A 22,173-nucleotide genomic window follows, 5' to 3' on the forward strand; every position below is an offset into this window, starting at 1 on the left:
CCCCACACATGAACACACCTGCCCGTATCCTTTTAGCCGACGACCACGAGATCGTGCGCGATGGCTTGGCCGCTCACTTGCAAATGCTGGGAGATTTCGAGATTGTTCATGCCTGGAGCCTCGCCACTCTAATGGCCGCCGCAGCGCCGCCCGGCTGCGACCTGGCGGTGGTCGATGTGCACATGCCGGGAATGGACGGTGGTCAAGGCTTGGAGGCCCTGTGCGGCACATACCCTACGCTGCCTCTCATCATCATCAGCGGCGCAGCCACGCTTCCACATGCAGCCGAGTGGCAGCGATGGTCATGCGTGCGCGCCATCATCCACAAGTCCAGCCCTATGTCGCAATTTCGAGCCGCCGTCGACATGGCGTTGGCTCGCGTTCCCGCCGCGCCAGCCCCGCTGCCTGAGCCCTGGGGTGACGCTGAAGCACTGAGCGCACTCTCACCCCGCCTGGCGCAAGTGGCCCAAGCCGTCTCTCAAGGACTGAGCAACCGGCAGACTGCCACTGCACTTGGTCTATCCGAAGGCACTGTCAAACAGTATCTCAAGGAAATTTTCCGCACGCTGGGGGTGGCCAATCGAACTCAGCTGGCCCTTTTGCTTCACCGCCAAAAGTAGAACCTGGACATGCATTCATTGCATGAAGGCTTGCATACAAGGTAAGAAAATTTCGTCGCCTGCCCCTCACTTTAGGGAGTGTTCAGGTCCCGCGTCACCTTCAAGAATTGGTGAATCACCGCACCGCGGCGACTTTGCCGAAGAAGGACTGCATGACCACAGCATTGACAACCACCTGCCGCGGGTTCGCGGCGATCCTGGCTCTTTGGGCTGGTGCCGCCTGGGGTCAAACCACTTACGATTACAGCGGGCCCGCCTATGGCGCAGAAGCCATAGCACCGTATACCGCCAGCATGAACACCTCCGGCTGGGTGCGTATCAACGACAGCGGGTTGCCCCCCAACACCGGCATCAATCTGCGTCCGCTATTGACAGATTGGAGTCTCAGCGACGGCATCAACACCTTCACGCCTGCCAACTCAGCCTTGTTCAGCGCCTACGGCAATACGAATACCAGTTCTGTACTGTCCGCCTTCAGTGTGTCAGTCATGTTGCCACTGGGTCCGCACACCATGGGCCAACGGATAGACAGCCTGCACATCTTTGAGGGCGGTGACGTGAACGTGCGCCACAACGGCGTATGCGGCGGCGTCAACTCTGCTACCAGCCTCTGCGAAAGCCTCGGTGCGGATGGGGACACAGCCAATTTCGCGACCTATGCGTATCCAGGAAACCTATGGCGCATTCGAACCACGCCCACCACTCCACCCACGACCACCGCAGTGCCAACGCTTGGTGAGTGGGGGCTCCTGCTCACCGGGTTGTTGGTTGCAGGCTTTGGAGTCGTTGCGGCGCGCAATCGTCGGCCACGTCCTGCCGCAAGATCCTGAGGCAGAGATCAGATCTGATCTCGGTGAGGAACAACGCGTTGTCAGTCAGACATCAATGGCGCCGGCCGATCCTGCCTGTTTGCGCAACTCAAACTTCTGTATCTTGCCGGTGCTGGTCTTGGGCAGTTCGCCAAACACCACTGCGCGCGGCACCTTGAAGCCCGCTAGATGCGCCTTGCAATGGGCCACGATCTCGCCCGCGGTCACCTCAGCGCCTGCCTTCAGTTCCACGAACGCGCACGGTGTTTCGCCCCATTTGGGATCGGGCTTGGCAACGACTGCTGCGGCCAGCACTGCAGGGTGGCGGTAGAGCACGTCTTCCACCTCTATGGATGAAATGTTCTCACCCCCAGAGATGATGATGTCCTTGCTGCGATCCTTGATCTTGATGTAGCCATCTGGATACTGAACCGCCAGGTCGCCAGAGTGGAACCAGCCGTCGGCAAAAGCTTCCTGCGTGGCCTTGGGGTTTTTGAGATAGCCTTTCATGGTGATGTTGCCGCGGAACATGATCTCTCCCATGGTTTCACCGTCCATGGGCACGGGCATCATGGTCTCAGGGTTGAGGACACGCGCGTCACGTTGAAGGTGGTAACGCACCCCTTGCCGTGCGTTCAGCCTTGCACGCTCACCTATGTCCAGGTCATTCCACTCCTCGTGCTTGGCACAAGCCGTGGCCGGCCCGTAGACCTCGGTCAGGCCATAGACATGCGTCAAATCGAAGCCCATTTTCTCCATGCCTTCAATCATGGATGCCGGTGGCGCGGCACCGGCCACCATGGCTTTCACGCCGTGCGGAACACCGCGCTTCATATCCTCCGGTGCATTGACCAGCAGGCCATGGACGATAGGGGCACCGCAGTAATGCGTCACCCCGTGATCGCGTATGGCGTCAAAGATGGCCTTGGCATCCACCCTGCGCAGGCAGACATTCACCGCTGCACGAGCCGCCACGGTCCATGGAAAGCACCAGCCATTGCAGTGAAACATCGGCAGCGTCCAGAGATACACAGCATGTTTGGGCATATCCCATTCAAGAATGTTGCTGATGGCATTGGTCGCCGCCCCCCTGTGGTGGTAGACGACCCCTTTGGGATTGCCTGTAGTGCCACTCGTGTAGTTGAGTGCTATGGCGTCCCACTCGTCGCGCGGGTACTCCCACTGAAACGAAGGATCGCCCTGAGCCACAAAGGCGTCGTAAGTGACGCTCCCCAATGGCTCACCGGGTCCATAAACCGCATCTTCAACGTCTATCACCAATAAGGGTGCAGTTGACGTGCGCAGCGCCAGGGCCTTTTTGACAACCCCGGTGAACTCAGGATCCACAATCAAGACTTTGGCCTGGCCATGATCCAGCATGAAAGCGACCGCCTCCGGATCCAGACGGGTATTGAGGGCATTCAGGACCGCGCCTGCCATAGGTACACCAAAATGCGCCTCCACCATCGCAGGTGTATTGGGCAGCATGACCGCCACAGCGTCGTTCCTGGCAACGCCTGCCTGCGCCAAGGCACTGGCCAACTGACGGCAGCGCGAGTAAGTTTCACCCCAGGTCTGGCGCAGTTGGCCATGCACCACCGCCAGCTTGTCCGGGTAAACTTCAGCCGTGCGCTGAATGAAGGCGAGTGGCGTAAGCGGCGCAAAATTTGCGTCATTGCGCGGCAGATCGGTGTCAAAAATGCTGGCCATCTCGGTCTCCTGATTTAATTGTTCTCAGGCTATTCTAGGGACCGGCCATTGGTGCCTCGCCAAGCTCTATGCACCTTGATGGTTTCTCTTTGATTTTCAATGGCTTAGGATTTCTCGCGTCTGAACAAACAATACCGTTCGCGCTGACCCGTTCGCGCTGACGTTGCACAAGGCCAACTTGACAAGATAGGGCCAGCTCAGCCCGAACGGCAGGTGAATCACAAAAACCCTCGGTGAAATAGACTTCGCTCTGCATGGTCAATTCATCTTCACCGCCCATCGGATGTGAATAAGCACCTAGGGCTCAAAATGAGCGGTGTAATAGGTTCCAGCCCAAGCGCGTTGATTTAAAACACGAATCCAGTGTCCATTCCCCAGCATTTCATACAGGAGCTTCTCGCGCGTGCGGACGTGGTGGAGATCGTCGGGCGTCATGTGCAGCTCAGGAAGACCGGCGCCAATTTCTCCGGTCTGTGCCCTTTTCACAGCGAAAAATCGCCCTCCTTCACCGTCAGCCCGTCCAAACAGTTCTATCACTGCTTTGGGTGTGGCAAGAACGGCAACGCCATCGGTTTCCTGATGGACCACACCGGAGGGGGCTTTGTGGAAGTTGTGCACGATCTGGCCCAGGAATACGGCATGCCGGTGCCAGAAGATGAGCGCAGTCCCGCCGAGCGTGAACGTGCCTCCCAGGAATCTGAAAAAAGAGCCACCCTGAGCGACGTTCTGGCCAAGGCCTCTGAGGCCTATCGGACCCACCTGAGGCATTCCCCACGTGCGATCGACTATTTGAAAAAACGAGGGTTGTCGGGGCAAGTAGCTCGCGACTTTGGCCTGGGCTATTCGCCGGAAGGCTGGCGAACGCTTGCCAGCGTTTTTCCGGACTATGCCGATCCGCTGCTGCACGAGTCTGGCTTGGTGATCATCTCCGAAGAAGACGAGACCAAGCGCTACGACCGGTTTCGCGATCGCATCATGTTTCCCATTCGAAGCGTCAAGGGCGAAGTCATTGGCTTCGGTGGGCGCGTGTTGGGCGACGAGAAACCCAAATACCTCAATTCGCCGGAAACCCCGGTATTCCATAAGGGCCGAGAACTTTATGGGCTGTTTGAAGCCCGACAAGCCATGCGCGAAGAGGGGTATGCGCTGGTCACAGAAGGCTACATGGATGTAGTGGCGCTGGCTCAGTTGGGGTTCGCGAACGCGGTGGCCACTTTGGGCACAGCCTGTACTCCAGACCACGTGCAGAAGCTCTTGCGCTTTACAGACAGCGTAGTGTTCAGCTTTGATGGCGACGCGGCGGGCCGGCGCGCCGCGCACAAGGCGCTGGAGGCCACCCTGCCCTTTGCAACCGACACGCGCTCCATCAAGTTTCTGTTTCTGCCGCCCGAGCACGACCCAGACAGCTTCATTCGCGCCCAAGGGCCAGAGGCTTTCGCGCAAGCAGTCAAGCAGGCTGTGCCCCTTTCTCGCTTTTTGCTGGAGGCTGCTGCCGAAGATCTTGAGCTGTCCACGGCCGAAGGCCGCGCCCACTTTGCTGCCAAAGTCAAGCCGCTTTGGCAGTTGCTTCCCACAGGCACGCTAGGTCAACAGATCCTGGGTGACATCGCCGCCCAAGTGCAGCTTGGCGCACAGGAATTGCAGGCTCTATGGGGCATGCGAACTCCCAAAACACCGCGGCAGGACCGGGAAGCCCACAGCCCCTATTCGCCAGATCAAGGCCCGCCTCCCGGGCAAATGCAAGAGCCGCGCCAGGGCCAAAGGCAAGCCTACCGCCCCGGGCAATGGCAAGGAGATGGTCGTGGCAAAGGCCGTTTCAACAAACCGCTTGGCCCGCCCACTGAACCCAGGACGGCCAATGGGCGCCGCACGCAACCGGCCAGCCGCGCCGACCGGGCACTTCAAATTGTGCTCACCGACCCTGCGGCGTGGGAGGCCTTGAGTGCAACCGAGCACCAGATGCTGTGCGATTTTCCTAAACCGCATGGCGCGCTTTTTACCTGGCTCGACAGCCAGTTCCATGACTACGGGCCCCAACCATGGAGTGCGTTGCGAGAAGCCCTGCGTGGACATGAACTCGAAGCCCAAGCGGTGGCACAGATCAACAAGATGCCTCCTGAAATCGAGAATGACCCCGAGGAACTTCGTAATATTTTGAAACTGGAAGTGAAGGCGCGGGATGCCGTGGCCATGCAGCGTGCCGCAGAAGCGGGCGACATTGACACTTATCAGCGTCTTATGCGCAGAAACACCGAAAAAACAGGTCAAAACCCGCCGGAAGGCTCTTGAAATAAAAGAGGAGCGCTATAATTAAAGGCTAACTGACGGCAAGAGCGACAGCAGTACCTCCGGACCGGCCTAGCGCAATTCATGCGCACCCTAGCGTAGGGTGGCCAACACACCGCAAGGGCTGCACACCAAATGATCGCCCTTTCATCTTGCCTGACAGAGAAAAACTCCTTGCTGGTGCCACGCGCGCCCTGGCGAGGTTTGGTGTGGTAACAGGTTTATTCCTTTCACCTTCCCAATTTCTTTGTTCCTGATTCGATGCACCGCCTAAAGAGGTACGCCATGCCCACTCAAAAAACATCCGCCAAGACTCCTGCGGCCAAACCTGCAGCCAAAGCAGCCAAGGCTAAAGACGCCTCGCTCGAAACCGACGAAGTAGCGCCGAAGAAACCAGGCCGCCCTGCCGCCAGCGGTAAAACCACTCCTGCCAAACGTGGCCGCCCTGCGGCTGTCAAGGAAGCCAAAGACGACGCAGACCTCTCGGACATCGAATCTGACCTGGAAGGTGAACCGGTAGCCGAGCCCGCCGTTTCTGCTGCAGTTGAGAAGGTCAAGCCACTTCGCATGAAAATCAGCAAGGCGAAAGAACGCGCCTTGATGAAGGAATTCGGCCTGGATGAAACAGTCCTCACCGAAGAGGAGATGCTCAAGCGCCGCTCCAACCTGAAGACACTGCTGAAGCTGGGCAAGACACGTGGCTACCTGACCCACGTCGAAATCTCCGATCACTTGCCCGACAAGCTGTTCGATGCCGAGACCCTTGAAGCCGTTATTGCCACCCTGAATGACCTGGGTGTGGCGGTGTATGAGCAGACGCCTGATGCTGAGACGTTGATCATCACGGACAACGCCCCCACCGGCTCCAGCGAAGAAGAAGCCGAAGAAGCAGCCGAGGCCGCTCTCTCTACCGTTGACAGCGAGTTTGGCCGCACCACAGACCCAGTTCGCATGTACATGCGCGAAATGGGCACCGTGGAACTGCTCACTCGTGAAGGTGAGATCGAGATCGCCAAGCGGATCGAAGGCGGCTTGATGGGAATGATGGAGGCCATCAGTGCCAGTCCAGCCACCATCGCTGAAATCCTGCTCATGGCTACCGAGATCCGTGAGGGCAGAGCCGTCATCTCCACCATCGTGGACGGCTTCTCCGATCTGAACGAAAACGACGATTACGTTGCCGAAGAAGACTTCGACGAATACGACGAAGACGACGACGACGACGGAAAAGGCGGCTCCAAGGCGCTGACCAAGAAGCTGGAAGAGCTGAAGAACCAGGCTCTTGAGCGCTTTGACCGTATTGCACTGTTGTTTGAAAAAGTGCACCGTATCTATGACAAGGAAGGCTGGGGTTCTCCCGCCTACGTGAAGGCTCAACACGCCCTGTCCACAGAGCTGATGACCATTCGGTTCACCGCCAAGACCATTGAAAAGCTGTGTGACATGGTTCGCGCACAGGTGGACGACGTGCGCAAGAAAGAGCGTGAGCTGCGCCGCATCATCGTCGACAAGTGCGGTTACCCACAAGAAATGTTCATTGCAGACTTCTCCGGGCGTGACAGAGCGGGCAACAAAGCGCCCTCTCACCTGCTGGATTTGAAGTGGGTGGAATCGCAGGCCACAGGTGGCAAGACCTGGAGTGCCATCATGGAACGCAATATTCCACCTATCCAGGACCTGCAACAAAAGCTGATTGACCTGCAAGCCCGCGTGGTGGTGCCGCTTGATGAACTGAAAGACATCAACAAGCGCATGAATGAAGGCGAAGCCGCTAGCCGCGATGCCAAGAAAGAGATGATCGAGGCCAACTTGCGCCTGGTGATCTCCATTGCCAAGAAGTACACCAACCGTGGCCTGCAGTTCCTGGACCTGATCCAGGAAGGCAACATCGGTTTGATGAAGGCCGTCGACAAGTTCGAATACCGCCGAGGCTACAAGTTCTCCACGTACGCCACCTGGTGGATCCGCCAGGCGATTACGCGTTCTATCGCCGACCAGGCGCGCACCATCCGTATTCCGGTGCACATGATCGAGACCATCAACAAGATGAACCGCATCTCGCGTCAGCATTTGCAGGAATTTGGCTTTGAGCCAGATGCCGGCATCCTGGCAGAGAAAATGGAGATTCCTGAAGACAAGATCCGCAAGATCATGAAGATCGCCAAAGAGCCGATTTCCATGGAAACGCCGATCGGGGACGACGACGACAGCCACCTGGGCGATTTCATCGAAGACCAGAACAACACTGCCCCTGTGGATGCCGCCATGCAAGCAGGCCTTCGCGATGTGGTGAAAGACATTCTGGACAGCCTGACGCCACGCGAAGCCAAGGTGCTGCGCATGCGCTTCGGTATCGAGATGAGCACAGACCACACGCTGGAAGAAGTCGGCAAGCAGTTCGACGTCACACGCGAGCGCATTCGCCAGATAGAAGCCAAGGCACTGCGCAAGCTCAAGCACCCAAGCCGTTCGGACAAGCTGCGCAGCTTCATCGACTCCTTGTAATCCAGGCTAGGCGCTTGGGCGCCTCCATCGAGCTGGCTTGCGCTTCTTTATCGCGGCCAGCTTTTTTGTTTTTTAGATCGTTGTCATGAATCCGGACGCCTCAACCCTTTGGAAAGGCCCTCGCTGGGCTCTCGCTGTTCTGCTGGCAGTATTGGGCATGTTGGGGCCGTTCTCGATCGACACCTACATTCCCGCGTTCTCCGCCATTGCCAAGTCGCTGAATGCGACCCCGGTGGAGATGCAACAGACCCTCTCGGCTTACCTGTTTGGCTTCGCCTTCATGAATCTGTTTCATGGCGCGCTCTCAGACAGCTTTGGCAGACGGCCCGTCATTTTGTGGGGGCTGGCGGTCTTCACGCTCGCATCCATAGGGTGCGCGTTGTCTGAAACGGTGGGCCAACTCATTTTCTTCCGCGCGCTCCAGGGGCTTTCCACGGGTGCCGGCATTGTGGTTTCACGGGCCGTGATCAGGGACATGTTCCCCCCGAGCGAAGCGCAGCGTGTCATGAGCCAGGTCACGATTTTCTTCGGCGTGGCTCCTGCCCTGGCCCCCGTGGTAGGCGGCGTGCTCGCAGAGTTGGTCAATTGGCACGCGGTCTTCTGGTTCCTGGTGGGCGTGGGTGTTGTGCTGCTGGCGCTTAACTGGCGCATGCTGCCCGAGACGCTGCACAAGGACGACAGGCAGCCCATGCAGTTCCGCAATTTGATGCGCGGTTATTGGCTGCTCCTGACCGACATACGCTTTCTACTGCTGGCGCTGGCCTCAGGCGTACCTTTCAATGGCATGTTTCTCTACGTTCTGTCGGCACCAGCATTTCTGGGCGACGTGCTGCAACTGCGGCCTACGCAATTTTTCTGGTTCTTCATCCTGAGCATCGCCGGCATCATGGCAGGCTCATGGCTTTCTGGCCGCAAGGCTGGCAAGGTGTTACCCAAAAACCAGATCATGCAGGGCTTTCGCATCATGCTGGCGGTTTCAGTGGTGAACATCATCGCCAATGCCTTGTTCGCGCCACACGCGCTGTGGTCGCTCTGGCCCATAGCCTTCTTCGCGTTCGGCTGGGCATTGATGGTGCCCGTCGTCACCCTTCTGGTCCTGGATTTGCACCCTGAACGGCGTGGCATGGCCTCATCTTTGCAAGCGGTGGTGGGATCAACCGCCAACGGGATCGTGGCAGGGGTCGCGGCGCCGTTGGTCATGCATTCAGCCATCGGTCTGGCGCTGACCTCCGGGGCTTTTCTCGCAGTGGGCTTGGGGGCCTGGATATGGCTGCACAAGCGTTATCCGGAGATCGGTTGACCTAAGGCGCCGCCTGCGCTGGGGACAAGCTAGCTGTCCATGCACACGTAGATGGCAATTTGAAGAAGCAGCTCAGCTTGTCGGACGCATTCCTGGGATCGCCGAGCTCCTGCTCGGCAATGCGGCCTTAGCAGATATCACTGAATCTCAGCGCAAGACAAGATCCATGACGTTTGCGGCGTCAGTAGAGACAGTCAAATGCCGAACAGGAGCTCGGCGGTCCCAGCGAACAGTCAGCCGCCGAGGCAAAAGCAATAGTACCGGGGCGCATGGGTGGTTGGATCGCAACAGTCGCCAGTAAGCCCGCGATTCCCTAGAATTCAACCCATCAGCCTCAGGCCTTCACTTGGAAGCCGAGCACCGCCGGGACGACCTAGCGCGTTAATTTTCCCCGTGGGGACGACCCCGCACTCCTATTGCGGAGAACTTTATGTCCTGGATCATTCTCATCATTGCTGGCCTCTTCGAGATCGGCTGGGCCATTGGCCTGAAATACACACAGGGCTTTACGCGCCTGTGGCCTACGGTCGGCACTGTCACCGCCATGGTGATCAGCATTGGACTGCTTGGCCTGGCGATGCGCGAGCTGCCTGTGGGCACCGCTTATGCCGTATGGACGGGCGTTGGCGCCGTAGGCACCGTGATCCTGGGTATCGTGCTGTTTGGCGACCCGTCCAACGCGGGGCGGTTGATCTGCGTAGGGTTGATCGTGGCGGGTATTCTTGGGTTGAAGCTGACGAGCTGACCGGTCCAAAGCAGCGACTAGGGTGTTGGTGGTGAGTCCTCACCGGTTGGCCGGCCTCCTTATCCCCCTCCCCTAATCGGCCCCCGCATGGGGCACCCGGCTAGGGGAAAAGCGAACAAGAACGCGTGCTTACGAAGTGAGCTGTCTCCGGCTGTTCCCCCTGGGAGCGCCAAGCTCCAGCTTGGCATTGCAGCGCTCGCAGTACCCCCAAAATTGCCAAGCTGGAGCTTGGCGCTCCGAGGGAGAACCAAAGGCTTGCGCATGAACTGTGGCAAAGCCTGGGTATTGCCCTCACTCACACCCGGCGATACGAACTGGCCCGAGCAGCCCCATTTGCACGACTATCCCGGCCACCCCAGGGGTTGTGGGCTCACCCGAATTACTCCGCGACCACCGCTATGCCACGCAGTTGGCCGGCCTTGGCTTGGCGGGTAGGCACAGAATAACGCTCAGGGTTAAAGCGATGCAGCAGCTCTGCTTCGCGTACCCGAGCCAGTACCACGTTGGCATGCTTGACGTGACCAAATCCGCGCATGGTCAGGGGCACTGCTGCCACGTCAGCTGCCAGCTTCAGGTTCTCGGCACTCAACTGGGGCAGCAATTCACGCACACGTTCTTCAAACCGTGTGATGAGCTCGCGCTCCATCCGGCGCTCATCAGTTCTACCGAAGATATCCAGCGCGCTGCCCCGCAAGGCCTTGCCTTTGGCAAGCACCTTCAAAGCCGGCAACATCCAGCTACCGAGTTCAATCTTGCGAGGGGCCTCAGAGTTCCGCCCGGATGGCCGGCCCACACGGCTGATCACTGGCGGAGCCATGTAAAAGCTGAGCTTCAAATCCCCTTCAAACTGCTGCTCCAAGGACTTGCGAAACGCCGGGTCTGAATACAGCCGCGCAACCTCGTACTCGTCTTTGTAGGCCATGAGCTTGAGCATGCTCTTGGCCACAGAGCGGGTAAACCGATCGCTACTAGGAACCAGCGATTGCTCTCGGGCCTGGACCTCGCTCAGCAACGAGGCGTAGCGCTGCGCATAAGCCGCATTTTGGTAGGCCGTCAGATGTTCGACTCCGCGTGCAATCAAAACTTCCAGCGATTCATTGGCGCTTGAACCAACGCCCGGTGCCGAAGCGCTCTCACCCAGCAAAGCCTTGCACGCGGCTGGATCACCTGCAGCCAGACGTCCCAGAGAAAAAGCCAATTGGTTGGCTGGAACAGCCACACCGTTCAATTCGATGGCGCGGTGCAGAGCCTCAAGGCTGAGAGGCACCAGGCCCCGCTGCCAGGCATATCCCAACGCCAGAATGTTGGCCGTGACCGTATCGCCAATGAATTCTTCTGCCAAGGCCTGGGCGTCAAAAGTTTCTACACGATCAGCCCCGGCGGCATAACGCAGCTTGTCCAGCAGCCCTGAGGTCTTGAGGCTCGCATCTGGGTTCTTCAGGGCCTCGGCCACAGGCGTTTCGTGCACGTTGGCCAGAATCCGCGTGCGGCCATGGCGAACGGTGCCCAGTGCCTCAGGCTGCGCCGCGACCACCGTGTCGCAGGCCAGAATGGCATCCGCCTGTTGGGTATCAATGCGAACCTGGTTCAAGCGTTCAGGCACATCGGCCAGGCGCACGAAGCTCAGCACCGCGCCGCCCTTTTGAGCAAAGCCCATGAAGTCCAGCACAGAAGCACTTTTGCCTTCCAGATGGGCGGCCATGGCAATGACCGCACCTACGGTCACCACGCCTGTTCCGCCCACACCCGTCACGAGCAAATCGTAGGGGCCAGTCCAGCGGTGGGCGGCTGGCAAGGGAAGGCTATCGACGATACGAGACAAGGCATCTGCCCCGCCCTGCCCCGCCGTAGAAGCCGCCAAGGCACCCACCTTCTTGCGCATCTTGCCGCCAGTGACACCCACGAAGCTGGGGCAAAAGCCCTTGGCGCACGAATAGTCCTTATTGCAAGCGGTCTGGTCGATCTTGCGCTTGCGGCCGAGGCTGGTTTCATGCGGCAACACGGCCACGCAGTTGCTTTGCACACTGCAATCGCCACAGCCTTCGCAGACCGCCTCATTGATGAAGAGGCGCTTGTCAGGATCGACCATCTCGCCTTTTTTGCGCCGGCGCCGCTTTTCTGCCGCACAGGTTTGCTCATAGATCAGCACTGTGACGCCATGAACTTCGCGCAAACGGCGTTGAACTGCATCCAGCTCGGCACGGTCATGGAACTCTGTGCCCGCGGGAAAACGGCTCTTGATGCTGTCGTACTTGCCAATGTCGTCCGACAGAACCACCACTTGCTTGACGCCTTCACTCTCCACTTGCCTTGCGATAGCGTCCACACTGATGATGCCGTCCACCGGCTGCCCGCCCGTCATGGCCACGGCGTCGTTGAAGAGAATCTTGTAAGTGATACGGGCCTTGGCGGCTACCGCCTGGCGGATGGCCAGGTACCCTGAGTGGTAGTAGGTGCCATCTCCAAGGTTCTGGAACACGTGGGGCATCTTGGTGAACATGGCGTGCGAAACCCAATCGACGCCCTCCCCGCCCATCTGGATCAGGCCTGCAGTGTCGCGGTCCATCCAGTTGGCCATGAAGTGGCAGCCAATGCCTGCACGTGCAGTGGAACCCTCCGGCACCAGGGTGGATGTGTTGTGCGGACATCCGGCGCAAAAGTACGGCAGCCGCTTGACGCTGTCTGAATCGTTTGACAGCAAATCAGGCAGCGTGAAATCACGCACGAGCGCACGTCTATCGTCAAACTGCGGAAAATGGCGGATCAGCCAGTTCGCTGTGAGCTCAATCAGACGAGAGGGGCGCAACTCTCCGAGGGGCGACACCAGCGGGTGCCCTTGCGTATCTTGCTTACCCAGAATGGCTGGGCGCACCGGTGCGTTGTAGAAAAGATCGCGCAGCTGGGTTTCAAGGACGGCGCCTTTTTCCTCTACGACCAGGATCTCCTTCAAGCCCTGGGCGAAGGTTTGCATGCGCGTGGTTTCCACGGGGAACGTCAGCCCGACCTTATAAAGGCGGACCCCCGCGGCGGCCAGCATCTCCAGTGTGATTTCCAAGCGCCGCAGCACTTCCATGAAGTCGTAATGCGCTTTTCCGCTGGTGACGATACCCACGGTGGCATGGTGCGATTCGATCACGTGGCGATCGATGGAATTCACTTTCGAAAAAGCGGCCACTGCCTTGAGTTTTTCGGCCAATCGCTGTTCTATCTCCAGAGAAGGCAGGTCAGGCCAACGGTAGTGCAAGCCCCCTGCTGGAGGCGCGTGGCCGGTGGTTGCACGCACTTCATCTGCGCGGCGCCAGGAAGCCGTGCGGGCATTCACGCTGTCCAAATCCACGGTGGATCCGCTTTCCACCACTTCGGACAGCGCAGTCATGCCCACCCAGTTCCCGCTGAAACGGGAAAGCTCCCAGCCGTAGAGCCCGAATTCCAGGTATTCGGACACATTGCCTGGCGAGACCACAGGCATATGAAAGGCCTGCAGAAGTTGGTCGCTTTGGTGCGGCATGGAAGATGAAACGCAACCGTGGTCATCGCCCGCGACCACCAATACGCCGCCGTGAGGGGAAGATCCGTAGGCATTGCCATGTTTGATGGCGTCCCCTCCGCGATCCACACCTGGGCCCTTGCCGTACCACATGGCAAACACGCCTTGGCAGGTGCGCTCTGGATCGCTCTCTACACGCTGAGTACCCAGCACCTGGGTAGCACCCAGCTCTTCATTGATCGCAGGAACGAAACGAATACCTGCATCGGTATAGCGTTGGCCTGCCTTCCAGATTTGCTGATCCAGCATGCCCAGCGGGGAGCCCCGGTAGCCGGAGACGAAACCCTTGGTGTCCAACCCCGCCGCCTCATCGCGCTGGCGCTGCATCAACATAAGGCGCACGAGCGCCTGCGTGCCCGTCATGAAGACCTGGCCCTCACGAGCCCAAAGGCTGTCTGCCAATCGGTAGTTGGGATTGCGAATGGCGCTGGAGGTGTCAGTCATCTCATGTCTCCTGGGACGTGGGTTTTATATCCTCAAGGATATGCAGTTTGGCGCAAAAATGGTTTTTATTGTTCTCATATTTGGCTATATTCGAACCTATTCATTCTCAAAAATAGCCATGAGCGAGAAAATTGATCTTGATTCACACAGCCTGCTCATTCTTCAGGAACTGCAGCGTGATTCGCGCCAGACTGTTCAGCAGATTGCTGAGCGTGTTGGTTTGTCGCCCACGCCATGCTGGAAACGAATCAAGGAGATGGAAGCGACGGGTGTCATCAGCGGGTACACAGCGTTGGTTGATCGCTCCAAGGTCGGACTTGATTTATTGGTGGTGGTGGAAGCCAACCTCAGCCAACACACCGAGGAATTGGTGCGTCAGTTCGAGCGCGCGGTAGAAGCCACGCCCCAGATCGTCCGCTGCCTTTCCACTACTGGACAGGCTGACTACATCCTCACGGTGCTCGTGCCGGGAATCGCCGAATACGAGCGGTTTTTACATGCTGAGCTTTTCAAGCTCCCTGGTGTAACCCACGTGCGATCTTCAATTGTGTTGAAGGAAGTGAAAGCCGAGGTGAGGCTACCCGTGGTCGCAGGGGTGGCGAACCCGCGCGCAGCACTCACCTCCAAGCCAGTTCGCTCTCGGCGGAATACTTGAATTCCTCGCCAGAATAAAGACTCATTTGATGAGCACTTTGTCTCGCTTGCCCCCATGACGCACGGCGGTTGCAGTCCCTTGGGCCGTGGCACGAAGTCATCGTGGCATGATTGCAAAAGAGAGTACACCGGCTCGCCCCCAAGTATTGTTTCGAAGATCCAGGGAGAAGAGCTTGTATTTCAAAAAAGCAGTTGAACACAAGGTGACGAAAGCTCCCCAGAAGCAACGGAGCAGGACATCGTGGGTGGCCAGATCCATCCGGGTGGCCACGTGGGCGGTGGTGTTGAGCGTACCGCTGGTGCAAGCTCAATCTCCGGCATCCACTCCGCAAGATGTATCGGGTGTGTGGCCTAGCACTGCCGAGGCACAAATCGCTATAGCGGGTTTGATGGCCAAGCGTGCTCCCGAGCGAGCCGGCACGGTTAAGGTGGATCGTGTCTTAGGCTGCTTGCCTGGTTTGAAAGAAAAACCAGGCGTTTGGGTGTGCCCTGTGATCCATGCCGGCAACGCGAAACCGTTAGCCTGGACTCTTGTACGTCAAGGCTCGCAATGGATCGCACGCGACAAAGACGCTGAGCCAGCATGCGCACCGTTGAAGGTGGCGGAAGCAGCGTTTCGTCAAAAACTCAGCAACCAAAAGCTCAGGGTTACGGGTGAAGTAGACGACGGTGCAGGCCTGTTTACCAGCGACCGTGGCATCACCCGAAAAGAACGTGGTCCCTATCGCCTGATGTGCCGGTACGAGGTGGATACAGGACTCGTAGAAGATGCGCTGTTCCTGACTTACGTATGGCACGATGGGCAGAAATATTTGATTGACAGTGACGTCGAGCGGTGGTGATGTGTCCAAGCCTGCGGCCAGCATAGCGAGCTTCTCACGCCAGGTCTGGCAGCCGACAGACTCAGCGAGGCCAGCCCCTGCTGTCTGACTCGCCGTAGAATACCGGCCTTCCTCCACATGGGTTCCCTCACCCCCATTTACCAAAAAGGTTTGCCATGACTTTCGTTCAGGCGCAGCCGCCTCGCGTGCCGCTTTTCCTTGCCCTGCTGGTGGCGTTTCATATCGCCATCGTCATCGCCAGCAACTATCTGGTGCAGTTGCCCATCAACTTGCTGGGCTTTCACAGTACCTGGGGTGCCTTCAGTTTCCCGTTCATTTTCTTGGCCACGGACCTGACGGTCAGGTTGATAGGCCAATCCCCTGCTCGCCGAGTGATTGCATGGGCCATGCTGCCTGCCCTGGTCGCTTCTTATGTCGTAGGCGTCGTTTTCCGGGAGGGCCAGTTCAATGGCTGGGCGACGCTGGGCGAATTCAATACCTTCGTATTTCGAATTGCATTCGCCAGTTTCACGGCCTACGTGCTGGGCCAACTGCTGGACATCCAGGTGTTTGACCACATCCGTCAGAAAAGCCGCGCGTGGTGGCTAGCGCCTGCTGCCGCTTCGGTATTCGGACAAGCGCTGGATACCGCCGCATTCTTCTCGATAGCGTTCTGGCGCAGCCCCGATGCGTTCATGGCGACGCACTGGGTGGAAATTGCCTTGGTGGACTACGTCATCAAACTCAGCGTCAGCCTGCTGCTGTTCGTGCCAGCCTACGGGGTGATGTTGGCAGCCATTGTGCGAACCATGCGCAAGCGGGAAACGCCGAGAAATCTCGCTGCCTCAGCGCCGTCGTAGCCTTTCTCAGCGTTGACGTCAAATTGGTGGACTTGCATTTGAATGCTGGATCAGACCATCAGAGGGTACTCGCCGTGAAGCCTGTTAATCGTAAGCCACCTTTAACGACCATGCCACACGCCTCACGATAACGGGAAACACAGCGTCCGCCTTCAGCATCACTGAGTCGCCTGTAGCGAAAACAACGGATCCCGTAGCGCCACAAGTGCCACTTGCTTGCACGGAGCAACTCAACGGTGTGGGGTTCGAACCAACGTACAACGTGAATATGGCTCCTAGTGGCGGGGTGAGGAAAGACACCCGAACTCTGAGGGTTTGGATTGTTCCTGAAGTGGGCATCAGGATGCCGCGTTCGACGTCGGAGGTAACGCCCATACTCGCCATGCCGATGTAGTTTGGCGTGGTAATTCCTACATCTGCTCCTGAAGTCCCGAAAACAGGCACACCACTGGAAACGGCCGCGGGCCCCGTTGGCCCGACATTGCCGGTCGCGCCAGTAGGGCCCATTGGCCCAGTCGGCCCGATGGCGCCGGCTTCGCCGGTAGATCCAGTTGGACCTACCGCGCCCGTCGGCCCAGCCGGTCCCGCCGCGCCCGCAGGTCCAGTGGGACCCGCGCCGACCGAAAGCTTGCCCGCGGGATCCGCAATGACATACCCACCCGTGGGCCCCAATGCAGGTACGGTCACTGAGCCATCATTAGAGAACCCCGTGATGACAGAACCACCAGGTGTCTTGATGGCCACGCCGTTGGCGCCAGACAGGGAGACCTGCGCATGAGCAGTCATGCCGCTCAACAGCAGGGACATCGCAACGCCAAGTGGTCGAAGGCCGCTGGCACGGTGGGCTCTGTGAGTCATCTGATTGCTCCCGCTGAAAAGGATCTGTCTTAGGGACGTTAGGTATGCCGAATCGAAACTGCTTCCGATGGACGCGATGCGGGCAGATCGCGAGTTCATCAGAACTGCTGCTGCCCATTGAGTTCGTAAGCATTGGCCATGCCAGACTCTTTTTGTGAAGTCAGGCGGCCGGTGTGCTGGCACGTGATCAGATCAAAAAAAGCGGAGCCATGGCCCGCAGCCATGAAGCGGTTGGCGAACTCCTGCTCGAAATGGCCTGGTCCTTCGTCAAAGCCCGCCAAGGCCTGCAGCTTGCGAGTGTCCATAAGTGAGGGCCTCAGCGAAAAGTGTGGCCACCAGAGATTGCTCAGAACGCCCGCGGGATGACGGCTGAAGAATTCAGAGTGTTTTTCCGGCGGCAAATGTTCATGGAGCACGTATCGATGGCCGCTTAGCGCATGTTTGCGATGAAAGCCCCCCACCAATGCACGATCTGTCAGTGTCTCGGCATAGTTCCGATTGAACAGCACTTGCGCCACGTCTGGCTCAGCCTGCAACACCTCAACAGCACGCTCCACATAGGGCATGGGCACCAGGAACTCCCAGTCGTCTTCCATGTGCAGCCAATAGGGTGTTCGTACCTCGGCGCGCAAGAGATTCATGCTGCGCGCATGCCCTTTCTGATTCGGGCTTTTGAAAACGAATTCAAAGAAAGGATAGAGCTCACGCATGCGCTGACGATCCTGCTCACTGGAGTTGTCGTCCGCACATATGAATCGCTGGATACGGTGAAGGTCCTGGCAACAATTGAGGAATGAATTCATCGTGCGCTCGAACAAATCAAGCCGCTTGCAGGTCGTGATTGTGAAGGTCACGTCTGCGTGGGCTGCCTGGCCTGGGCTCACGCGTGTCACCGCACCTGCCTTCACTTGCTCTACCAACTGCTGCACTATGGCGCTCGGGTACTTGGCCGTGCGCGCAGCGATCGTAGGCGCCGCAAAATCCCTATTGGCCTCCACACGCGGCCTGTGGACGTCGGGCAGCAAATCGCCGTCAAGCAGTTGCATGGACAGCCTGAAACACTCCTCGTGGTCACCCACCCAATAAGCGGCAATGGCTGCTTCGTCGATGGCACCCCAGCGGTAGACGCTTTCATCCAAGAACAGCAGATCGGCTGGAGCCGGTAACGCCATGGCAGCGCGTGCATAGAGCTGTGCCAGGGCCCACTGCTTACGGCCGCTGTGCCAACGCGCCAGCGCCACCAGCGGTTCGATGCGTGACGGGCGATATTGATACGCGGCCATGTAAGCAGCCTGCACTTCGGCATCAGGCAGTCGTAGCCGCTCGCCCAACACGGCGGACTGGTAAAGCGAATACCACACCTCTTCCGCCCAGCCCCCCATGCGCGCACGTTCCAGGTAGGCCTGCCGGGCTTTTTCCGGCTCGCCGGCGTCACGCCAGCTTTGTGCCAGGTAGAACATGTAACGCTCATTGCCAGGCTCGTCTCGCAAGCCCTGCTCAAGAAGCGCTGCATCTTTTCGGAAAGTGAGTGGGTCTCGGCTGCGCGCACCTTCGTGCCGCCTGACCACCCAGGGACCATTCAGTGTGGCGACTGGATAAGGCTCGTCAGTGGCCAAATATTCATGCAGTACTCCCACCCAACGCCACGGCAACGCATTGGAAACCAGCAGGCACTGTTGATAACGTGTGCCGCTGCTGTCTATTTGCAGGTAGTAGGCTTTCTCTGTGAGCGCGGGCCACTGCCAGCCCACAGGTGCGTGGAAGCTGTTATCAGCATCCATGATGAGCACATAGTCGCCATGCCCTCTGGCCAGTTCTATGGCTTCTGTGCGGTTATGGCCAAAGTTTCGCCATGGCCGCTCATGAAGTTCACCCGGCATGTCCGCCATGAAGCGACGGATGATCTCTTGCGTGCCATCTGTGGAGCCCGTGTCCACAATGACCCAATGATGAATAAAAGGTTTAACGGAAGCGAGGCAGCGTTCAATGACGCCAGCCTCGTCCTTGACGATCATGTTCAGGCAAATCTGCATGCGCGCGGGCCATCCACAACAACGAGGAACGCAGAATGCCCTCTTTCAAACCCGCGCAACAAGACATGCGCTCGCACAAGGACCATCGTCGTCGAGGTCTTCAGACGTTCGGGGTGGCATTCCCAGACCACGTCAGTGCGGAGGTTTCGAAGAACAAGCACCGGAGACCCGCCCCTATATAGAACGTAGAACGGGACTTCTGACGAAGTCTCAGCGTCTCGCTACTCCTCAATTTGGTGTGAGCCTGACGGACCAAGCCGGCGATATCTGATTAGGTGAGCCGGAAGGCACGCTGCGCAGCGTAATGACGTCCCCTGCCACGAACGCTACAGACGCAGATGCAGTGCACGTGACGTTAAATTCGGCAATAGTGCAGCCCAGGGCAGTGGGCGTCGAATTAACGAACACAGTGAATGCATATTGCTGAGTGCCTCCGCCGTCGTTCGGAGAATCGTTGGCAACTATGCGCACGGTGTTGATGGTGCCCGCAGCGGGCATGGCGAACCCAAGTCCCACATTCAAGGTTTGCGCGCTTCCCGAGATGCCGATGTATCGGGTTTGTGAGGTGCTTATGGTGCCTCCGGCATTACCAAACAACATCACGGTGGACGATCCGCTGCCAGCAGGCCCAGTGGGGCCTGTGGGGCCTGTGATGCTAGCACCAGGTGTGCCAGCGGGGCCAGCAGGGCCTTGAATTCCATTGGGCCCTTGAGGCCCCTGAGGCCCTATCGGCCCTATCGGCCCTATCGGCCCTTGAGGCCCTACCAACCCCTGCGTACCCATTGGACCTGTAGGACCAGCTACCCCTGTCGCGCCCACGGGGCCGGTCACACCCGCAGCCCCCGTGGGACCGGTCACACCCGCGGCCCCCGTGGGCCCAGTCACGCCCGCAGCCCCCGTGGGCCCAGTCACACCCGCAGCCCCCGTGGGCCCAGTCACGCCCGCAGCCCCCGCGGGGCCGGTCACGCCCGCAGCCCCCGTGGGGCCGGTCACACCCGCGGCCCCCGTGGGACCGGTCACACCCGCGGCCCCCGTGGGACCGGTCACGCCTGCAGCCCCGGTGGGCCCAGTCACACCATCGGCACCCGTAGGCCCGGTAGCGCCGGTAGCGCCCGCAGGCCCTGTGGGGCCCGCGCCTACCGCCAACTTACCTGTCGGATCGGTAAAAACATATCCACCAGACGACCCCAACGCTGGAATAGTGACAGAGCCGTCATTCGAAAATCCAGTGATGACTGAACCCGCCGGCGTCTTGATGGCCACGCCATTGGCTCCCGAGAGGGAAACTTGAGCATGCACCGCTACGCCCCCCATCAGCATGGTGGTGGCAACAGCAAGCGGACGAAGACCGGTGCGAAAGTTAACTAAATGAGTCATGGCGGCTGTGTTCCTGGAGAGGTTCTCGATCTGTGGAGTAGGAGCGGTATGGCGAATCAGGAACCCGAACCCTTGCGCTTTTGCGCTCGGCGTTTCAGGAATGCAGTTCCACTCAAAAGAAGCGCCATCAGGCCCAAGCCGACAGTGCTGGAGGTCGGCACTGGAGCTATGCCCGACACCAAACTGGAAGCATTGCTGAACCAGTTGGGCGCATATCCTTGACCGATCTGGTTGGTCTGCGTAGGCGCCAGCCGCTGACCACGGGATGCATTCACGTTGGCAACACCTACCGTGGTGATGTTTTGCGTACCACCAGGCAGCAGGCTCAGGAATGTCGTAGCGCCTTGCCCTTGCAGCGTGACGTTGTTCAAGGTGAGAAGACCTGCCACCTGCTGCTCGGTTCCACCAGCAAAGCTAAGCGTCAAGCCCGATGAGGTCGCAGTAAAGTTATGGAATGTCGTGTTGCCGGAGAATGAGCTGCTGGTATTGGCACAGGCATTGCTGGCCGTCACAGAGCTTCCTGCGCCGCTGAAGCTGCCGTTGTTTTGCCAGCTATGCGTCATTTCAATGTTGGCGCCTGTGGCGGTCAGCGAGCCCCCGGGGCCAATGATGACATTACCCACCTTCTGGAATGTCGCGCCGTTGATGTCGAGTGTTCCGTTGACAACCAGGTCATCACAATCCAGATCCATGGTGAAGCCGGCAAAGCTTACTGGGCCATCGGCTGGCTCGATGGTGATGCCTGCTGCGTAAGCCCCGTTGACACCGGCCATCCCCACAAGAAGCCACACAGCCGTGGCCACATGATGCCCTCGCCACGACGCCCGCGGTTCGTCAAGACTGGTAAGTCGCTTTTTATTCATGGGGCCCTTGGATTGACAAAAAACAACAGATAAGTGTTTTTATGTGATTTAGGGTGCAGAGTGTAAGATTTTTTTACATTCTTAAACTAAGGAAAACCCTAGGTTTTATATAAATTCTCCGACAAAAGGTTGACAGTCAAATCAAAAAGAACACATTCGAATTACAAGAAAGATCATGCATTGCATGGCTTCGCCCCCCATTCGAACTGTGGTTGGCACCGTTCTAAAACACGCCCGCAACCAGTCCCGCGGCCAATCCAGCCCCCAACTCCGCGCAGCGAGACAACTCACTCGAGGGAATCGTCTTGGGAGCCAGGATGGCATCTGGAGTCTGCGCGTGCGTACAGACGACCAATCCTGGCGCAATCGACTTCAGGCGCCAACCTGTGGCGATGCGGTCGATCTGGCGCAGAGCGCCCTGCCCGTCGCTACCCGCACACACCATGGCCGCGTAAGGTCGACCGTTGATGCGTTCCAGTACCGGGTAATAACACCTGTCGAAGAAGTCCTTCATCAGCCCTGAAATCGCCGCCAGATTCTCAGGTGTGGCAAAAACATAGCCATCAGCCCCCAGGACATCACTTGGTCCGGCGTCCAAAGCATGCAGCAGGCGAACATCTATCCCCTCCTCCGCCCTAGCAGCTTCGGCTGCGGCTTCGGCCATCTGGCGGGTACCCCCAGTGAGGCTGTGATAGACGACGAGCAAGGTTTTCATGCGCCCAAGCCTACAGCCAATCCAGA

16 protein-coding genes are annotated in these 22,173 nt (G+C 58.6%); 9 read left to right on the forward strand and 7 right to left on the reverse strand.

Going from position 1 to position 22,173, the window contains the following annotated elements; genetic code table 11:
- Positions 1-8: 8 nt before the first annotated feature.
- Positions 9-620 (forward strand): response regulator transcription factor, encoded by a 612-nt coding sequence (locus tag ABIE13_RS07675; RefSeq protein ID WP_354442548.1) that lies wholly within the window; start codon positions 9-11, stop codon positions 618-620.
- A 152-nt stretch (positions 621-772) separates the two neighbouring features.
- Complete coding sequence (locus ABIE13_RS07680; RefSeq protein WP_354442549.1) at positions 773-1,450, forward strand: IPTL-CTERM sorting domain-containing protein; 678 nt, start codon at positions 773-775, stop codon at positions 1,448-1,450.
- Positions 1,451-1,495: 45 nt separating this feature from the next.
- On the opposite strand, the gene ABIE13_RS07685 is transcribed toward ABIE13_RS07680, so the two are convergent.
- Positions 1,496-3,139, reverse strand: a complete 1,644-nt coding sequence (locus ABIE13_RS07685) for an acyl-CoA synthetase (RefSeq protein ID WP_354442550.1) — start codon at positions 3,137-3,139, stop codon at positions 1,496-1,498.
- Between the two features lie 363 nt (positions 3,140-3,502).
- Here ABIE13_RS07685 and dnaG point away from each other — a divergent pair, with 363 nt between their 5' ends.
- The 4 genes from dnaG to sugE all read left to right on the forward strand — a co-directional run bounded on the left by dnaG (position 3,503) and on the right by sugE (position 9,975).
- Positions 3,503-5,428 (forward strand): DNA primase, encoded by a 1,926-nt coding sequence (dnaG, locus tag ABIE13_RS07690; RefSeq protein ID WP_354442551.1) that lies wholly within the window; start codon positions 3,503-3,505, stop codon positions 5,426-5,428.
- 282 nt (positions 5,429-5,710) lie between these two features.
- Positions 5,711-7,930 (forward strand): RNA polymerase sigma factor RpoD, encoded by a 2,220-nt coding sequence (gene rpoD, locus ABIE13_RS07695; protein ID WP_354442552.1) that lies wholly within the window; start codon positions 5,711-5,713, stop codon positions 7,928-7,930.
- 85 nt (positions 7,931-8,015) lie between these two features.
- On the forward strand, positions 8,016-9,230 hold the full coding sequence (locus ABIE13_RS07700; protein WP_354442553.1) for a multidrug effflux MFS transporter: 1,215 nt from the start codon (positions 8,016-8,018) through the stop codon (positions 9,228-9,230).
- Positions 9,231-9,660: 430 nt separating this feature from the next.
- Positions 9,661-9,975 (forward strand): quaternary ammonium compound efflux SMR transporter SugE, encoded by a 315-nt coding sequence (sugE, locus tag ABIE13_RS07705; RefSeq protein ID WP_354442554.1) that lies wholly within the window; start codon positions 9,661-9,663, stop codon positions 9,973-9,975.
- A 379-nt stretch (positions 9,976-10,354) separates the two neighbouring features.
- On the opposite strand, the gene ABIE13_RS07710 is transcribed toward sugE, so the two are convergent.
- Positions 10,355-13,966 carry an indolepyruvate ferredoxin oxidoreductase family protein gene (locus ABIE13_RS07710; protein ID WP_354442555.1) on the reverse strand — a complete coding sequence of 1,204 codons (3,612 nt, stop codon included), beginning with the start codon at positions 13,964-13,966 and terminating at the stop codon, positions 10,355-10,357.
- Between the two features lie 40 nt (positions 13,967-14,006).
- Between ABIE13_RS07710 and ABIE13_RS07715 the strand changes: the two genes are divergently transcribed.
- The 3 genes from ABIE13_RS07715 to ABIE13_RS07725 all read left to right on the forward strand — a co-directional run bounded on the left by ABIE13_RS07715 (position 14,007) and on the right by ABIE13_RS07725 (position 16,301).
- Positions 14,007-14,621 (forward strand): Lrp/AsnC family transcriptional regulator, encoded by a 615-nt coding sequence (locus ABIE13_RS07715; RefSeq protein ID WP_354442556.1) that lies wholly within the window; start codon positions 14,007-14,009, stop codon positions 14,619-14,621.
- A 244-nt stretch (positions 14,622-14,865) separates the two neighbouring features.
- The gene (locus tag ABIE13_RS07720) at positions 14,866-15,462 is read left to right on the forward strand and encodes a hypothetical protein (RefSeq protein WP_354442557.1); all 597 of its coding nucleotides are present in this window, start codon (positions 14,866-14,868) and stop codon (positions 15,460-15,462) included.
- Between the two features lie 155 nt (positions 15,463-15,617).
- Positions 15,618-16,301 (forward strand): 7-cyano-7-deazaguanine/7-aminomethyl-7-deazaguanine transporter, encoded by a 684-nt coding sequence (locus tag ABIE13_RS07725; RefSeq protein ID WP_354442558.1) that lies wholly within the window; start codon positions 15,618-15,620, stop codon positions 16,299-16,301.
- A gap of 84 nt (positions 16,302-16,385) precedes the next feature.
- On the opposite strand, the gene ABIE13_RS07730 is transcribed toward ABIE13_RS07725, so the two are convergent.
- The 5 genes from ABIE13_RS07730 to ABIE13_RS07750 form a co-directional block, all read right to left on the reverse strand.
- Entirely contained in the window at positions 16,386-17,159 is a 774-nt protein-coding gene (locus ABIE13_RS07730) for a hypothetical protein (protein ID WP_354442559.1), read from the reverse strand.
- 98 nt (positions 17,160-17,257) lie between these two features.
- Positions 17,258-19,192 carry a glycosyltransferase gene (locus tag ABIE13_RS07735; RefSeq protein WP_354442560.1) on the reverse strand — a complete coding sequence of 645 codons (1,935 nt, stop codon included), beginning with the start codon at positions 19,190-19,192 and terminating at the stop codon, positions 17,258-17,260.
- Positions 19,193-19,420: 228 nt separating this feature from the next.
- Positions 19,421-20,569: a hypothetical protein gene (locus tag ABIE13_RS27520; protein ID WP_436278383.1), complete on the reverse strand. Its 1,149-nt coding sequence runs from the start codon at positions 20,567-20,569 to the stop codon at positions 19,421-19,423.
- Between the two features lie 56 nt (positions 20,570-20,625).
- Positions 20,626-21,432 (reverse strand): hypothetical protein, encoded by an 807-nt coding sequence (locus tag ABIE13_RS07745; RefSeq protein ID WP_354442561.1) that lies wholly within the window; start codon positions 21,430-21,432, stop codon positions 20,626-20,628.
- Positions 21,433-21,655: 223 nt separating this feature from the next.
- Positions 21,656-22,147, reverse strand: coding sequence for a flavodoxin family protein (locus ABIE13_RS07750; RefSeq protein ID WP_354442562.1), 492 nt, complete (start codon positions 22,145-22,147; stop codon positions 21,656-21,658).
- Between the last annotated feature and the right edge of the window lie 26 nt (positions 22,148-22,173).

The sequence above is a fragment of the Ottowia thiooxydans genome (assembly GCF_040548795.1).
GTDB lineage: Bacteria > Pseudomonadota > Gammaproteobacteria > Burkholderiales > Burkholderiaceae_C > Ottowia > Ottowia thiooxydans_A.

Bases quoted from the DNA above. Each gene is read 5' to 3' on its own strand.
- ABIE13_RS07700 (WP_354442553.1), top strand. From the start codon at position 8,016: ATGAATCCGGACGCCTCAACCCTTTGGAAAGGCCCTCGCTGGGCTCTC.
- ABIE13_RS07680 (WP_354442549.1), top strand. From the start codon at position 773: ATGACCACAGCATTGACAACCACCTGCCGCGGGTTCGCGGCGATCCTG.
- ABIE13_RS07685 (WP_354442550.1), bottom strand. From the start codon at position 3,139: ATGGCCAGCATTTTTGACACCGATCTGCCGCGCAATGACGCAAATTTT.
- ABIE13_RS07750 (WP_354442562.1), bottom strand. From the start codon at position 22,147: ATGAAAACCTTGCTCGTCGTCTATCACAGCCTCACTGGGGGTACCCGC.
- rpoD (WP_354442552.1), top strand. From the start codon at position 5,711: ATGCCCACTCAAAAAACATCCGCCAAGACTCCTGCGGCCAAACCTGCA.
- ABIE13_RS07730 (WP_354442559.1), bottom strand. From the start codon at position 17,159: ATGACTCACAGAGCCCACCGTGCCAGCGGCCTTCGACCACTTGGCGTT.
- ABIE13_RS07725 (WP_354442558.1), top strand. From the start codon at position 15,618: ATGACTTTCGTTCAGGCGCAGCCGCCTCGCGTGCCGCTTTTCCTTGCC.
- ABIE13_RS07710 (WP_354442555.1), bottom strand. From the start codon at position 13,966: ATGACTGACACCTCCAGCGCCATTCGCAATCCCAACTACCGATTGGCA.
- ABIE13_RS07745 (WP_354442561.1), bottom strand. From the start codon at position 21,432: ATGAATAAAAAGCGACTTACCAGTCTTGACGAACCGCGGGCGTCGTGG.
- ABIE13_RS07715 (WP_354442556.1), top strand. From the start codon at position 14,007: ATGCAGTTTGGCGCAAAAATGGTTTTTATTGTTCTCATATTTGGCTAT.
- ABIE13_RS07735 (WP_354442560.1), bottom strand. From the start codon at position 19,192: ATGCAGATTTGCCTGAACATGATCGTCAAGGACGAGGCTGGCGTCATT.
- sugE (WP_354442554.1), top strand. From the start codon at position 9,661: ATGTCCTGGATCATTCTCATCATTGCTGGCCTCTTCGAGATCGGCTGG.
- ABIE13_RS07675 (WP_354442548.1), top strand. From the start codon at position 9: ATGAACACACCTGCCCGTATCCTTTTAGCCGACGACCACGAGATCGTG.
- ABIE13_RS27520 (WP_436278383.1), bottom strand. From the start codon at position 20,569: ATGACTCATTTAGTTAACTTTCGCACCGGTCTTCGTCCGCTTGCTGTT.